At 69.6% G+C, this 14,214-nt stretch carries 15 protein-coding genes; 7 read left to right on the top strand and 8 right to left on the bottom strand.

Annotated elements, in window-relative coordinates:
• The first annotated feature begins 87 nt into the window (after positions 1 to 87).
• The 6 genes from AC07PV_RS15265 (at position 88) to AC07PV_RS15240 (ending at position 4,889) form a co-directional block, all read left to right on the top strand.
• The gene (locus AC07PV_RS15265) at positions 88 to 1,038 is read left to right on the top strand and encodes a DMT family transporter (RefSeq protein WP_494630633.1); all 951 of its coding nucleotides are present in this window, start codon (positions 88 to 90) and stop codon (positions 1,036 to 1,038) included.
• Positions 1,039 to 1,197: 159 nt separating this feature from the next.
• Positions 1,198 to 1,773, top strand: a complete 576-nt coding sequence (locus AC07PV_RS15260) for a sigma-70 family RNA polymerase sigma factor (protein WP_218340070.1) — start codon at positions 1,198 to 1,200, stop codon at positions 1,771 to 1,773.
• Between the two features lie 15 nt (positions 1,774 to 1,788).
• Positions 1,789 to 2,580: an anti-sigma factor gene (locus tag AC07PV_RS15255; RefSeq protein WP_494630632.1), complete on the top strand. Its 792-nt coding sequence runs from the start codon at positions 1,789 to 1,791 to the stop codon at positions 2,578 to 2,580.
• A gap of 141 nt (positions 2,581 to 2,721) precedes the next feature.
• On the top strand, positions 2,722 to 3,657 hold the full coding sequence (locus AC07PV_RS15250) for a DUF3034 family protein (RefSeq protein ID WP_494630631.1): 936 nt from the start codon (positions 2,722 to 2,724) through the stop codon (positions 3,655 to 3,657).
• 22 nt (positions 3,658 to 3,679) lie between these two features.
• Positions 3,680 to 4,141: a group I truncated hemoglobin gene (locus tag AC07PV_RS15245; protein ID WP_494595598.1), complete on the top strand. Its 462-nt coding sequence runs from the start codon at positions 3,680 to 3,682 to the stop codon at positions 4,139 to 4,141.
• 4 nt (positions 4,142 to 4,145) lie between these two features.
• Positions 4,146 to 4,889 carry a cupredoxin domain-containing protein gene (locus AC07PV_RS15240; protein ID WP_494630629.1) on the top strand — a complete coding sequence of 248 codons (744 nt, stop codon included), beginning with the start codon at positions 4,146 to 4,148 and terminating at the stop codon, positions 4,887 to 4,889.
• Between the two features lie 84 nt (positions 4,890 to 4,973).
• On the opposite strand, the gene AC07PV_RS15235 is transcribed toward AC07PV_RS15240, so the two are convergent.
• The 8 genes from AC07PV_RS15235 to AC07PV_RS15200 form a co-directional block, all read right to left on the bottom strand.
• Positions 4,974 to 5,948: a c-type cytochrome gene (locus AC07PV_RS15235; protein WP_369643028.1), complete on the bottom strand. Its 975-nt coding sequence runs from the start codon at positions 5,946 to 5,948 to the stop codon at positions 4,974 to 4,976.
• A 153-nt stretch (positions 5,949 to 6,101) separates the two neighbouring features.
• Positions 6,102 to 7,175: an ABC transporter substrate-binding protein gene (locus AC07PV_RS15230; protein ID WP_494630628.1), complete on the bottom strand. Its 1,074-nt coding sequence runs from the start codon at positions 7,173 to 7,175 to the stop codon at positions 6,102 to 6,104.
• A gap of 46 nt (positions 7,176 to 7,221) precedes the next feature.
• Positions 7,222 to 8,403: an NAD(P)/FAD-dependent oxidoreductase gene (locus AC07PV_RS15225; protein ID WP_494630626.1), complete on the bottom strand. Its 1,182-nt coding sequence runs from the start codon at positions 8,401 to 8,403 to the stop codon at positions 7,222 to 7,224.
• The gene (locus AC07PV_RS15220) at positions 8,400 to 9,806 is read right to left on the bottom strand and encodes an FAD/NAD(P)-dependent oxidoreductase (RefSeq protein WP_494630625.1); all 1,407 of its coding nucleotides are present in this window, start codon (positions 9,804 to 9,806) and stop codon (positions 8,400 to 8,402) included. The genes AC07PV_RS15225 and AC07PV_RS15220 overlap by 4 nt, the downstream gene beginning before the upstream one ends.
• A complete protein-coding gene (locus tag AC07PV_RS15215; protein WP_255591094.1) occupies positions 9,803 to 10,129 on the bottom strand; it encodes a (2Fe-2S)-binding protein in 327 nt (108 codons plus the stop codon). The genes AC07PV_RS15220 and AC07PV_RS15215 overlap by 4 nt, the downstream gene beginning before the upstream one ends.
• A 15-nt stretch (positions 10,130 to 10,144) precedes the next feature.
• Entirely contained in the window at positions 10,145 to 10,939 is a 795-nt protein-coding gene (locus AC07PV_RS15210; RefSeq protein WP_369643025.1) for an ABC transporter permease, read from the bottom strand.
• 95 nt (positions 10,940 to 11,034) lie between these two features.
• The gene (locus AC07PV_RS15205; RefSeq protein ID WP_494630624.1) at positions 11,035 to 11,931 is read right to left on the bottom strand and encodes an ABC transporter permease; all 897 of its coding nucleotides are present in this window, start codon (positions 11,929 to 11,931) and stop codon (positions 11,035 to 11,037) included.
• Positions 11,928 to 13,022 carry an ABC transporter ATP-binding protein gene (locus AC07PV_RS15200; protein WP_494630622.1) on the bottom strand — a complete coding sequence of 365 codons (1,095 nt, stop codon included), beginning with the start codon at positions 13,020 to 13,022 and terminating at the stop codon, positions 11,928 to 11,930. Before AC07PV_RS15200 ends, AC07PV_RS15205 begins: the two co-directional genes overlap by 4 nt.
• Positions 13,023 to 13,316: 294 nt before the next feature.
• Between AC07PV_RS15200 and AC07PV_RS15195 the strand changes: the two genes are divergently transcribed.
• Positions 13,317 to 14,189, top strand: coding sequence for an IclR family transcriptional regulator (locus AC07PV_RS15195; protein WP_369643023.1), 873 nt, complete (start codon positions 13,317 to 13,319; stop codon positions 14,187 to 14,189).
• Positions 14,190 to 14,214: the final 25 nt, after the last annotated feature.

Raw genomic sequence — 14,214 nt, 5'->3', positions numbered from 1 at the left:
GGGGGCGCACCGCGCCCTCGCGCCCCTGCATGGCCGCATTGCCCATTGGCGTCGGGCGGCGCGCCATGGGGCCGCTATAACCCCTGCATGACTCTTTCCTGGATCGCCTGGGCGTGGATACCGCTGACGCTGTGGGCCGCATTGGCACAGACCGCGCGCAACGCGGCGCAGCGCTCGCTCACCGCCGGGCTGGGCACGCTGGCGGCCACGCTGGTGCGCTTTCTGTACGGCCTGCCGCTGGCCACGGCCTGGGTGGCGGGGCTGACCTGGGCAGGGGCGGGCGGCATTCCTCAGTTCAACGGGATGTATGCCGCGTGGCTTGCCATGGGCGCGCTCACGCAGGTGGGGGCCACGGCCTTACTGCTGCTGGCGATGAAGGAGCGCAACTTCGTGCTCGCCGTGGCGTATTCCAAGACCGAGGTGCTGCAGGTGGCCCTGTTCTCGGCCGTGCTGCTGCACGAACTGCCGGGCCCGCTGGCGCTGGGCGCCATGGCGGCGGCCACGGTGGGCGTGGTGCTGCTGTCGCTGCCGCCGGGCGGCTGGCGCGCGCTGCGCGCGGGGCCAGGGGCCGTGGACGGCCAGGGCAGCGGCCGGCTCGTGGTCTACGGGCTGTCATCGGGCGCCTGCTTCGCGCTGGCCAGCGTGGGATTTCGCGGTGCGTCGCTGGCGCTGGCAGAGGCCAATGCGGGCGTGGCGCCCTGGGTGGCCGGTGCCTGGGGCGTGTTCTGGGCGCAGCTGCTGCAGTCGGTGGTGCTGGGCGGCTGGCTGCTGGCACGCCAGCCCGGCGTGGCGGGCGCCATCGCGCGGGCCTGGCGCATGTCGGTGGTGGCGGGATCGATGGGCGCGGTCGCGTCCATCGCGTGGTTCACGGCCTACGCCATGCGGCCCGCGTCCGACGTGCGCACGCTGGGCCTGGTGGAGGTGCTTTTCAGCTACTTCGTCTCGCGCCGCGTGTTCCGCGAGAGCCTGACGCGCACCGAGGGCGTGGGGCTGGCGCTGGTGGTGGCGGGGCTCGTGGGGGTCTGCGCGCAGTGGTAGCGGTCGCAGCAGCAGCAGCGACCGAGTCGGCTTGAACGCGGCCGCCGCGCGCTGCACTCTTCGGGCCGGGCGATGAATCCAAAGCGCCTGCTGTGGCGTATTCACCCACAGAAGATCCCATTGCACCGTGAACAGAGACCAATCCCAGAGAATGGGCGCATGAGCACCCTCCACACAGACCGTGAACTGATGGACCTCCTCGACCGCATCGCCGCGCAGGACGACACCGCGCTGAAAAGCCTGTACGAGAGCACCTCGTCGCGGCTTTTTGGCCTGGCGCTGCGCGTGGTGCGCAACCGTGATGCGGCCGAGGACGTGCTGCAGGAGTCGTTCCTGACCATCTGGCGGTCGGCCGCCAGCTACCGTGCATCGCTCAGCCCGCCCATGGCGTGGCTGGGGCTCATCGTGCGCAGTCGCGCGCTCGATGCGCTGCGCAAGCGCACCAGCGACCGCGCGGACCTCATGAACGAACTGGACGATGCCCTGGCGGAAACGCTGCCGGGCGAGGGCGCCAACCCCATGGACGCCACCGAGGCGAGCGAGCAGGCCTTCGCGTTGCACCAATGCCTGGGCAAGCTGGAGACGCGGCAGCGCGAGGTGGTGAGCCTGGCCTACCTGCGCGACCTGAGCCACGGCGAGCTGGCCGAGCAGCTCAAGCTGCCGCTGGGCACCGTCAAGACCTGGATCCGGCGCGGGCTGGAACAGCTGCGCGCCTGCATGGCACGCTATGCCTGAGCCAGGAACCTCCCCATGAACCTTTCCCGACACCCCGAACTGCTGGACCGCCTGGCGGCCGGCTATGCGCTGGGCACGCTGCGGGGCGGCGCGCGCCGCCGCTTCGAAACCCTGGCCCGCGAGCAGGCCCCCGTGCGGGCTGCCGCGCTGGTGTGGCAAGGCCGCTGGTCCGGCCTGACCGAACTGCAGGAAATGGCCGAGCCATCCTCGCATGTCTGGACCCGCATCCACAACCTGGTCGAGGCGGACAAGGCCGCGCGGGCCCTGCAGGCCGCCCATCGGCCCGCAGACCGGGTGCCGGGAGGCGGCTGGTGGCACAGCCTCTTGGTGTGGCGCGGCGCGGCCGCCGCGGGCGCGCTGGCCACCGTGGCGGCGGTGGCGATCGGCGTGCAGGTGCACGGCGCGCTCAAGGCCACGTCGGGCCGGCAGATTGCCACGCTGCAGCAGCAACTGCAGGCCGCGCCGCAGATCCAGTACGTGGCCGTGCTGTCCGACGACAAGGAGGCCGCGTCGATGCTGGTCACCTTCGACCCCAGGAACAACCAGCTGGTGCTGCAGCGCGTGGGCGGCTTCCAGGAAGGGGCCGACAAGTCGCTGCAGCTGTGGGCGCTGCCGCCCTCGGGCGGGCCGCGTTCGCTGGGGGTGCTGGGTCAGGACAGGCTGCTCACCCTGGTGGCGGGCGAGGCCGATGTGAAGCAGGTGCCAGCCCTGGCGATCAGCCTGGAGCCCAAGGGTGGCGTGCCCAGCGCGACCGGACCTACCGGGCCGGTGCTGTTCAAGGGCGCGCTGATCGAGCGCATGCTGTAAGGGGCGCCGGGGTGGAGGGCTGGCGCAGGCACCCGTCAAAAAAATTTATCTGTCGTTTTTGAATCCACCGGGTGCCGGGGTTCGTAAGTTGGGAGCAACATCCACTTACAACCGCGACACCGCCCTTTGGGAGAGATCACGATGGAATACAGGCTTCACTGCACGCTGCTCGCGGCACTGGCGATGGGCGCCGCCGGGCTGGCCCAGGCCGGGACGGGCAAGCTGCTGCTCACCGGCGGCGTCAGCAGCATCGGCGGGTCGGCCGGCGGCGGGCTCACGCCCTGGGCCGTGATCGGCACGAACGCCACGGCGGGCGAGACCGGCTTCAGCGGCTACGCCACGCGGGCGGCCACGCAGGACTACGGCCTTACGGGCTATGGCGTGGCGCTGGGCCTGCACGACCGGGTGGAGCTGTCGCTGGCCCGGCAGGATCTTGATGCCTCGCCTGCGCTGGCGCTCAACGGCATCGCGCCCTTTGGCGTGGCGCCCGGCCAGCACATCCGGATGGATGTGGTGGGCATCAAGGTGAAGGTGGCGGGCGATGCCGTGCTGGATGCCGACAGCCTCATGCCGCAGATCGCCGTGGGCCTGGAGCACAAGCGCACGCACGCGGGCTCCATCCGGTCGGTGCTCGACTTCCTCGGTACAAGAACCAGCGGCACCGATGTGTATGTGAGCGCCACCAAGCTGCTGCTGGCGCAGAGCCTGCTCGTCAACGGCACCCTGCGCTACACCAATGCCAACCAGAACGGCCTGCTGGGCTTTGGCTCGGCCGCGCCGGGCAGGAACAGCCGCAGCCTGCAGCCCGAGTTCTCGATGGTCTACCTGCTGAGCAAGAACCTGGCGGTCGGCGCCGAGTACCGCTTCAAGCCCAACAACCTGCAGGCGCTGGGGGCGGCGGCCGGCCTGGGCGCCGCGCTGCGCGAGGACGACTGGAAGGACATCTTCATCGCCTGGGCACCCACCAAGAACGTGTCGCTCACGCTGGCGTATGTGGACCTGGGGCGCATCGTGCCGGGCATCACCAACAACCGCCGCCAGACGGGCTACTACCTGTCGGCCCAGGTCGCTTTCTGAGCCCGCTTCGGAGACCCCCATGATGATCAAACGCAACACCTTCTCTGCCCTGGCCCTGGCCGCCGCCTGCCTGTGGGCTCCAGCTGCCCTGTCGCAGCCTGCCCCGGCCACCTCCCCGGCGGCGCCCGCGGGCCTGTACCAGGCGCTGGGCGAAAAGCCCGGCATCACCCGCCTCATGGACGACTTCGTGGACCGTGTCGTGAGAGACCCGCGCATCGGCGGCCACTTCAAGGAGGCGAAGCCCCAGGCCCTCAAGGAAAGCCTGACCGACCAGGTCTGCCAGCTCAGCGGGGGGCCTTGCAAATATGAAGGCGCTGACATGAAATCGGCCCATGCCGACATGGACATCCACAAGGGCCACTTCCATGCCCTCGTGGAGGTGCTGCAAAGCGCCATGGATGCCCAGGGCATACCCTTCGCCCAGCAAAACCGGTTGCTGGCCCTGCTCGCACCCATGCACCGGGACGTGATCACCATCCACTGACGCCATGATGAAAAATACTATTATTTTGATAGCTATCAGCGCTTTATGGGTAAGCGCTAGCGCCGGAAATGTTCAAATCCAGGTGCTGGACCGCGAGGGCCGGCCCGTGCCCGATGCGGTGGTGGTGGTGTACCCCGGCGCCACGGCCGGCACGCCCCCGAGCCTGCTGCAGGCCAGTCCCACCATCGAACAGGAGAAGATGCGCTTCGTGCCCGCCTTGACCGTGGTGGCCCCCGGCACCACCGTGCGCTTCACCAACCAGGACCGGTGGGACCACCATGTGCGCGGCAACCCCGCCACGGTCGCGGCCGCCGCGGCGCCGGGCGGCACCAACCCCGGCTTCGAGCTGCGCCTGGCGGGCAAGACCGATGGCAAGCCCTCCAACTTCGCCGACGTGAAGCTCGACACGCCCGGCGTGGTGCTGCTGGGCTGCCATCTGCACGGCTCCATGCGCGGCCATGTGTTCGTGACCGATTCGGCCTGGGCCCTCAAGACCGACAGCGACGGCATTGCCCGCTTCCCCGCCGTGCCCGAAGGTGCCGCCCAGGTCCGCGTATGGCATGCGGAGCAGCTGGTGGACCTGCCACGCAAGGCCCTGAACGTGGCGCCCGGCCCGGTGCTCGACACCGTGCAGCTCAGCGTGGTGCCGCGCGTGCGCCGCGCCCCGCCCGCCGCGCCCCCGGGAGGCCCCATGGGTTCGTACAGCCAGGCGCCCGCGGGCGGCGCCCACCTGCACCCTGGCAGCTGACCCGCCACCACGGCGGGTGGTCCACCGGATGGCGGGCCAGCGGGCAGGCCGGCGCCCCGTGGGCCGTGCCGGCCCTTCGCTTCCTCAGCCCGGCAGCTTCAGGCCGCCCGGTCCCGAGGGAATGGTGTTGGCGCTGCTCTTGTTGCCCGCGGCCGGCGCGCCCACGTTGTCCACCTTCACGCTCCCGGCGGGGGCATTGAGGTACAGGTAGAGCGCCTGTGCATCCACATCGCTGAGCTGGCCCAGCGACTCGAACGGCATGACCTGGATGGGCGTGCCGTCCGGCCGCTTGCCGGTGCGCAGCATGGCGACGAAGCTCGCCGCCGTGGGGTAGCGCGCCAGGGCGCTGTCGGCGCCGGGGCGGATGTCGGCGGCAGCGGGCCAGTCGGGTGGCCCGCCCGGAATCTTGCCGCCCTCCAGCGTGGCGCCGTGGCAGCCGATGCACATGTTGGCCACGTACTGGCCGTTGGCCAGTGTCACGCCGGCTGGCACGGGGCGTGACGGAGCGAGCTGGTGGTCGATGCGCGCCGCCGCGTCGGGGATGGCGCCCAGGCCGTACAGCACCCAGGCGGGGCGGGGCAGCTCCACCACCGCCTGCGTGCCCTCCTGGGGCTTGAGCTGGCGCACATACGACACCAGGGCATTCAGGTCGTCGTTGGTGAAGCGGTTGTAGTCCTCGCTGGGCATCACCAGCACGGGGCGGCCGTTGGGCTTCACGCCATGGCGGATCACGCTGTTCCAGTCCTCGGGCTGGTAGCGCGCCACCACGCCGGCGGGCGTGATGTTGGGCCCGATGATGCGCGTGCCCTTGCCGTCGTTGACGAATTCGCGGCCCGTGCCCTGCGCGCCGTGGCAGTCGGTGCAGCCGCGCGATGCATACAGGTAGCGCCCGCGCTCGATGGTCTGCGCATCGGTGGTGTAGGCCACGGGCCGGGGCTTGATGTCGATGTAGCGGTTGCGCTTTTGCTCGGCCAGATACAGGCCGCTGGCCGCCGTGGCGGCAACGATGGCGCTCAGCAGCAGCGCGCCGCCGGCGGTCCATTTGATCCAGCGTTTCATGGGGGGTCCCTCTTCTTCGAATGAATGATTGGCGTGTCCAGGCGCCGGATTCTGAATTCGAAGAAGCGGTTTGTGCCACCCGCCGCCGCAAGGCGTGGCGGGGCCGGTGACATTTGTCACAAACGGCCCGCCGGTGTGGGGGGCCGCGAAGGTTCAGCGCTCGATGGTCTTGTTCCAGCGCGTGTTCCAGGCCGGGCGGTTGGCGTTCACGCTGTCCCAGTCCAGCGTCACGGCGTTCTTCATCCACTGGCTGATCTGCGCCACTTGCGCCGCGCCTTCGCCCACGGCCGGGGCCTTGGGGTTGGTGGGGATCTGCGCGCCGAACTGCAGCACGTTGGCCTGCGCCAGCGGGCTCAGCAGGAACTCGGCCAGCTTCTGCGCCAGCTCGGGCTCGCTGTTCCTGGCGATCACGCACTGGCCGGTCATCAGCACCACCGAGCCCTCCTTGGGCTGTGCGTATTCCACGGGAATGCCCTTGGACTTGAGCGCGGCCACGGCCGTGGGCGTGAGCGGGAACAGCGCGGCCTCGCCGGTCTGCACCATCTCGGAGATCTTGGCCGAGCTCGGGATGTATTCGAGCACATTGGGGCCGATGGTCTTGGCCCAGTTGTTGAAGCCCGGTTCCACGTTCTTGTCGTTGCCGCCCTGGATGCGGTTGAACATCAGGAAGCCGTGCAGCCCGAACGACGACGACGGCATGGACTGGAACACCACCTTGCCCTTGTACTTGGGGTCTGCAAAGTCCATCCACGAGGTGGGCGCGGCCCAGCCCTTTTCGGTGAACATCTTGGTGTTGTAGGCGATGCCGGTCATGCCCAGGCTCACGCCGCTGGCCAGGTCGTCCTTGAAGCGCGCCGCGGGGTAGATGTCGTTCAGGTGCGGGTTGGGGCGCTGCTTCTCGCACAGGCCCATGCCCATGGCGCGCACCATGATGCCGTCATCGAGGAACATCACGTGCATCTGCGGCCGGTCCTTGTTGGCCTGGGCCTTGGCCAATATGTCCGAGGACGTGCCTGGCACCACCACGACCTTCACGCCGTGCAGCTTCTCGAACGCCGGGAACACGTACTGGGTGTACGCCTTCTCCATGGTGCCGCCGTTCATGCCGATGTACAGCGTCTTGGGGGTCTGTGCCACGGCTGCGCCGCTGGCGGCCAGGGCCGTGGCAGCGGCCGCAGCCAGCAGGCCGCGGCGCAGGGAAACGTTCGGGCGGAAAGCGAAGTTCATGGTGATTGCCTTTCGGGTGGGAGGGGGTGGGGAGAGGTCGGCGGGCTCAGTGGGCCTGCGCTGTGGTTGTTGTGGGCGTGGCGCCCGCGGCGGACGCTGGCGGCGTGTCAAAGCGAGCCAGGGAAAACGCGTCGATCGGCGTGCTGGTGTGCCCGTCGCGCGCCAGTTCGGCCAGCACTTCGCCCACGGCGGGGCCGATCTGAAAGCCCGCGCCCGCAAAGCCGAAGCCGTGGATCAGGCCGGGCGTGGTGCGGCTCTTGCACAGCACGGGCTGGCGGTCGGGCAGGTAGCCCTCGGTGCCGCTCCAGGTGCGGATGAAGTGCGCGTGTTTCAGCGCGGGCAGCAGCTCGACCGCCTGCACGGTGAGCGACGCGATGGCGCTGCGCTCCGAGCGCGCGCGGTCGCCGTCGAGCCAGAAGCCCGACCCGCCGCCCAGCACCAGGTTGCCGCGCGCCACCTGCCGGCAGTAGATGCCGCCGCCTTCCACGCCCAGGCTCCATTGCATGAAATAGGGCAGGGGCTCGGTGACCATCATCGCGGGGTGGCCGGAGCGCAGCGGCACCGGTTCGCCAAACTGCTCCGCCATCGCACCGGCCCAGGCACCCGCGCAGTTGAGCACCACCGGGGCACTGACCTCCAGTGCCGTGCCCGAGTGCAGCGTGAACAACTGCCGGCCGTCGTGTTCGATGCGTGTGAGCGGCGAGCGCTCGAAGATCTGCGCGCCGGCGCGTTGGGCTGCCAGCGCGAACGCGGGCGACACCAGGCGCGGGTTGGCCTGCCCATCGTCCACGCACAGCGAGCCGCCCACCGCCTTGCCGCCCAGCCAGGGGCACTGCGCCCGCAGGCGCTCGCCGCTGATCAGCTCTATGCCCAGGTCGAAGTCCCGGCTCTGGTGGGCGTAGTGCTCCAGCGCGGCCATGTCCGCCTCGCTGCGCGCGATCTTGAAGTGCCCGGTGCGGGCGTACTCGCCATCGGTGCCGATGAGCGCGGGCAGGCGTGCCCAGATCTCGTGGGCGCGCTGCGCCAGCGGCAACTGGCTCAGGGGTCGCCCCTGGCGGCGCACACCGCCGTAGTTCACGCCGCTCGAACGCGAGCCGCAGAGATCGCGCTCGAGCAGCACGACATCGACGCCCTGGCGGCGCAGGGCCAGCGCGGCCGATGCACCCACGATGCCGCCGCCCACGATGGCGACGTCGGTCTTGACGGTCCGAGGCGTGCTGCTGCTCATGCGCTGGCTCCCGCGTCGGTGGCCTGCCGTGCCTGCAGGTGGATCGGTATCGGCTTGATCGGCGCCTGTCCGCGCAGCCGGCCCACCCGCTCCACGGGCTGGCCGGTGGCCTGCGCCAGGATCTCGGCCGCGGCCACGCCGCAGCTGCGGCCCTGGCAGCGGCCCATGCCCACGCGGGTGAGCGCCTTCAGTCGGTTCATCTCGTCGGCACCGGTCTCGCGCACGCAGGCGCGCAGCTCGCCCGCCGTGATGTTCTCGCAGCGGCACACCACCAGCGCATCGGGCGCTTGCGCGGCCCAGTCGGTGGGGAAGGGAAAGGCGCGTTCCAGCCCCTGGCGAAACCGCATCAGGTGGTGGAGCTGCCCCTGCAGCGCCCGCATGCGCGCCGCATCCACGGCCGCCCCGTGGTCCTGCAGCAGTGCCAGCGCGGCCAGCTCGCCGGCCCACTCGGCCGCGTCGGCACCCAGGATGCCCGCACCGTCGCCCGCCAGGTACACGCCCTGCACGCTGCTGCGGCCTGCGGCATCGCGCTCGGGCAGGTGGGCGCGGTGCATTGGTGCCCAGGCAAAGCGGCAGCCCAGCAGGTCGGCCAGTTGTGTTTCGGAGCGCAGCGCGTAGCCAAAACCCACGGCGTCGCAGCTGAGCGTGTGTTCGCGCCCGGCACCATCGGCCCAGACCACGCCCGCCACGCGGCCGTCGCCCAGCACGCGCACGGGGCGGATGCCGCTGTGGATGGGCACGCCGTGCGCGCGCAGCCAGCCCACGTAGTAGACGCCCTTGGCGAACACCGCAGGCTGCGTGAGCATGGCGGGCACGGCGGCCAGCTGGTCGGCAAAGCGCGCGGTGTCGAGCACCGCAGCGACCACGGCGCCCGCCTTGGCGTACTGGTAGGCCACCAGGTACAGCAGCGGGCCCGTGCCCATCAGCACCACCCGGCTGCCGATGGCGCAGCCCTGGAACTTGAGCGCCACCTGCGCGCCGCCCAGCGTGTAGACGCCCGGCAGCGTCCAGCCCGGCACGGGCAGCACGCGGTCGGTGGCGCCGCTGGCCACGATGAGCTGGCCGTAGGGCACGGTGCGCGTGGTCTGCGTGGGGCCGTGCAGCACATCCAGCAGGCCGCCCTGTGCGTTCCACACCAGGCTGTCGGGCTGGTAGTCGATCTGTGTGTGCAGGCCGTCCAGCGTGCCGTGCAATGCGGTGGCACGCGCGGCCTCGGTGCCGTACAGCGTGGCGGGGGTGCGCTTGAAGTGGGCAGGCGGGCGGCGGTAGATCTGCCCGCCGCCGCGCGCGGCTTCGTCGATCAGCACAGGGCGCACGCCGTGCGCCGCCAGCGTCTGCGCGGCGCGGATGCCGGCGGGGCCTGCACCCACGATCACGGGTTGCAAAGCAGGCTTCGTCGTCATGGCTGGCCCCCGCTGGCAAAGGTGGCCGCGTCGGCGGGTTCGGTGCGCAGCGCCATGCCGGGGGTGACGAAGGTGCTGCAGGCGCGCAGGCGCTCGCCGCTGTCGGTCAGCACCCAGCAGTCCTGGCAGGCACCCATCAAACAGAAGCCTGCGCGCGGCTCGTGGCTGAACTCGTTGCGGCGCAGTTGCGCATGCTGCGTGAGGATGGCCGTCAGCACCGTATCGCCCTGAAGAGCGGTGGCGGATTGGCCGTTGATGGTGAAGTGCACGGGCGCACGGCTCTTCTCGGCCACGCGGTGCAGCAAGGCAGGGCTGGAACTCATGTTTTCGGTGCTCATCTACTTCCGGCCCACGAGGACGCGGTCCAGTCCATACACACGGTCCAGCAGCACCATGGCGCAAGCCGTCACGGCCACCATCAGCGCCGACACGGCCGCCATCAGCGGGTCGATGGATTCGGTGGCGTACATGTACATGCGCACCGGCAGCGTCACCGTGCTGGGCGAGGTGACGAAGATCGACATGGTCACTTCGTCAAAGCTGTTGATGAAGGCCAGCATCCACCCGCCCGTCACGCCCGGCAGAATCATGGGCAGCGTGATGCGCGTGAACACCGTCGCCTGGCTGGCGCCCAGCGACAGGGCTGCGTGCTCCGCGCTGCGGTCGAACCCCACCAGCGCCGCCACCACCAGGCGCAGCGTGTACGGCGTCACGATGAGCGCGTGCGCCACCACCAGCCAGCCAAAGCTGCCCGTGCCGCCGATCAGCGCGAACAGGCGCAGCAGGGCCACGCCCAGCACCAGGTGCGGAATGATCAATGGCGACAAAAACAGGCCGTTGAGAAAGCCGCGCCCGGGAAAGTCGTAGCGCGTGATCGCAATGCCCGCGGGCACTGCCAGCACTGTCGCCAGCGTGGCCGACGCCAGGGCCAGCCACAGGCTGTTCCAGAACGACTGCATGAAGTCCGGGTGGTCGAACACCGCCTTGAACCAGCGCAGCGAGAACTCGGTGGTGGGCAGCGTGAGCGTGTTGTGCGGCGTGAAGGCGACGATGCAAACCACCAGCAGCGGGGCCAGCATGAAGGTGATGACGAGCGCGTTGAACGCGAGGGCGATGGGGCCGTTTTTTTGCATGGATCAGGACTCCCGCCGGGCCGCCCCAAGGGAGGCCTGCGCCCCCTTGGGGGGCAGCGAATACACGAAGTGATGGAGCGTGGGGGTGGTCATACTTACCCGAGAGATTTTTTGTACCGGCCTTCAACCAGGCGGTTGTAGCTCAGCATCACCATCAGATTGGCCACCAGCAAGGTCAGCGCAATCGCGGCGCCCAGCGGCCAGTTCAGCTCGTGCAGGTACTCGTCGTACACCACCGTGGCCACCATCTTCAGCCGCCGCCCGCCCAGCAGGCCGGGAATGGCGAACGAGCTGGCGGCCAGGCCGAACACGATCAGGCTGCCCGACAGAATGCCCGGCAGCACCTGCGGCAGCACGATGCGCCGCAGCGTGGTGAAGGGCGAGGCCTGCAGCGACAGCGCGGCGTTCTCCACGCCCGGGTCCAGCTTCTGCAGCGATGTCCACACGGGGATCACCATGAAGGGCAGCATCACGTGCACCAGCGCCACCACCACGGCGATCTCGGTGTAGAGCATCTTCACCGGGCCGATACCGATCAGGCCGAAGGCCGCATTCACCAGCCCCTCGGGGCCGAGCAGCATGCTCCAGCCAAAGGCCCGCACCACCACCGACACCAGCAAGGGCGCCAGCACCACCAGCAGCAGGATGGAGCGCCACGGGTTGCGCATGCGGCTGAGCACATAGGCTTCGGGCGCTCCGATGGCCACGCAGATCAGCGTGACCAGCCCGGCGATCCAGAACGTGCGCCAAAAGATCGCGTGGTAGTAGGAGTCGGCAAACACATGGCGGTAGTGCTCCAGCGTGAACTCGCCCGCCTTCACCCCCGTGGCCGGGTCGAACGCGTTGAACGACAGTACCGCCGTGAGCGCCAGCGGCACCAGCAGCAGCACGGTGAACAGCAACAGCGCCGGCCCGGACAGCCACCAGGGCATGGCCTTCTTGCCCAGCAGCGGGTGGGGCGCCGCGGACAGGGTCGATGGGGCGGCTGTCATGGCGTGGCCTCGGCCTCGGCGCCAGCCACCGCGGTTTCATCGGCGGGCAGCAGGCGCATGCAGTGGTCGGGCCAGTCCAGGCCGGTGCGGTCGCCTTCGTCCAGCGCGTTGCGGCCGTCGTTGGGCGCCAGCACCATCAGGTCGCCCAGGGGGGTGCCCACGCGGTACAGCCACTGGCTGCCCAGAAAGAAGCGTTCGCGCACCTCGCCGCCGATGCGGCCCTGCACCGCAGGCACCAGCTGCAGTTTTTCGGGCCGCACGCTCAGCAGCACGGCCGCGCCGGGGCGAAACTGCGCGCCGTCCACCCGCACCTCGATGGGCCCCGCGCCCACGTGGGTGTGCGTGCCGGTCGCCGACGTCACCTTGCCGGGCACCAGGTTGGCCTTGCCCACGAAGGTGGAGATGAAGCGGGTGCGCGGGTGTTCGTACACGCGGTGCGGGTGGTCGATCTGCGTGGCGCGGCCGGCCTCCATCACCACCACGCGGTCGCTGATGGACATGGCCTCGCTCTGGTCGTGCGTGACCATCACCGTGGTGGTGCCCACCTTGCGCTGGATCTGGCGCAGCTCGAACTGCATCTCCTCGCGCAGCTTGGCGTCCAGGTTGGACAGGGGCTCGTCCAGCAGCAGCACGGGGGGCTCGATGACCAGTGCGCGCGCCAGGGCCACGCGCTGGCGCTGGCCGCCCGACAGTTCGCGCGGGTAGCGCGTGGCGTGCGCCTCCAGGTGCACGAGGCCCAGGGCCTGGGCCACGCGGTCCTTGCGCTCGGCCTTGGGCACCTTGCGCATCTCCAGGCCAAAGCTCACGTTGTCGGCCACCGTCATGTGCGGAAAAAGCGCATAGCTCTGGAACACGATGCCCAGCCCGCGCGTGTTGGCCTTGGCGTGGGTGATGTCGCGCCCGTCCAGCTGGATGCGGCCGCTGCTGACCGCCTCGAAGCCCGCCACCATCTGCAAGGTAGTGGTCTTGCCGCAGCCCGAGGGGCCGAGCAGGGAGACGAATTCGCCTTTTTCCACCGTGAGGTTCATGGACTGCACCGCGCAGGTGCTGCCGTAGAACTTGGTCACATCGCTGAGCTTCAGGAAGGACATGGGGGCCTTTCTTCGGATTCCGGTTTCCTGCCATGCGCGTGCTCCGAGCGGCGCGCGCATGGATGTCTTTGTGCCGGGCTGCCTCTGCTGAACAAGGTGGCTTGCCACTGCTGCACCGCTGTGGTGCATGGGGCCGTTCAGGATGGAGAGCCTTGGCGTTTTCAGTTCACTCTATTGCAACAACCGAACCAGATTGCACCGGGTATTCCATTAATCAGAATTTTTCTTTAAATTATTCCGATAGTTGGAATGTGATGGGTAGAATGAAGCCCATCTATTCCGCAGGAGCGATGTATGGAAGCAGCAACCGCAGGCACGGGCGGCGTACCCCGGGTCTTTGCACTCATCCGCGCCCTGGTGGCCGTGCAGGCCGAGGGCGGCCGGGTCACCCAATTGGCGCGTGCCATCGGTCTCACGCAGGGCACCACGCACCGTTTGCTGCAATCGCTGGTGGCAGAAGGCATGGTCGAGCAGGACGAGCGCAGCAAGCTCTACCGGCTGAGCATGGACTTCTTCGCCCTGGCGGCGCGCGCCGGCAACCCGGGCGACCTGCGCAGCCTGTGCCGCCCGGCGCTGCTGCGGCTGTGCGGCAGCCTGGGTGACAGCATCTTTTTGCTGGCGCGCAGCGGCTTCGACGCCATCTGCCTGGACCGCAGCGAGGGGCCTTTCCCGATCCGTTCGTTCACCGGCGACATCGGTGGCCGCGTGGCGCTGGGGGTGGGGCAGGGCGCGCTGGCCATCCTGGCCTTCCTGCCCGAGGCCGAGCGCGAAGAGGTCATCCGCTTCAACCTGTCGCGCGTGCGCGAGTACGGCGTGTACGACGAGGTGTATTTGCGCACCGAGATCGAGCGCGTGCGCCAGCAGGGCTACGCAGGCCGCAACACCGGCCTGCTCGAAGGCATGGCCGGTGTGGCCGTGCCCATCTGTGACCGCGAAGGCCGCGCCGTGGCGGCGCTGAGCGTGGGCACCATCGCCGACCGCCTGAACGCCGACCGCATGCCCACCGTGGTGGAGCTGCTCAAGCGCGAGGCGGCTGCCATCGGGCCCCGGATCAACCCCTTTGACGCCACCCTGCGCCGGCCTGCACAAAGCCTGGCGGGTTCGCCGCCAGCGCAGCGGGTGGTGCCCGGCGCGGACCGGGCGAGCGCATCCGACCCCCTGGGCTGAGGTGCTGGCCTGGCGGCGCGCGGCC

The sequence above is a fragment of the Acidovorax sp. GW821-FHT09A11 genome (assembly GCF_059418365.1).
This window is presented reverse-complemented; position numbering and strand designations above follow the sequence as displayed.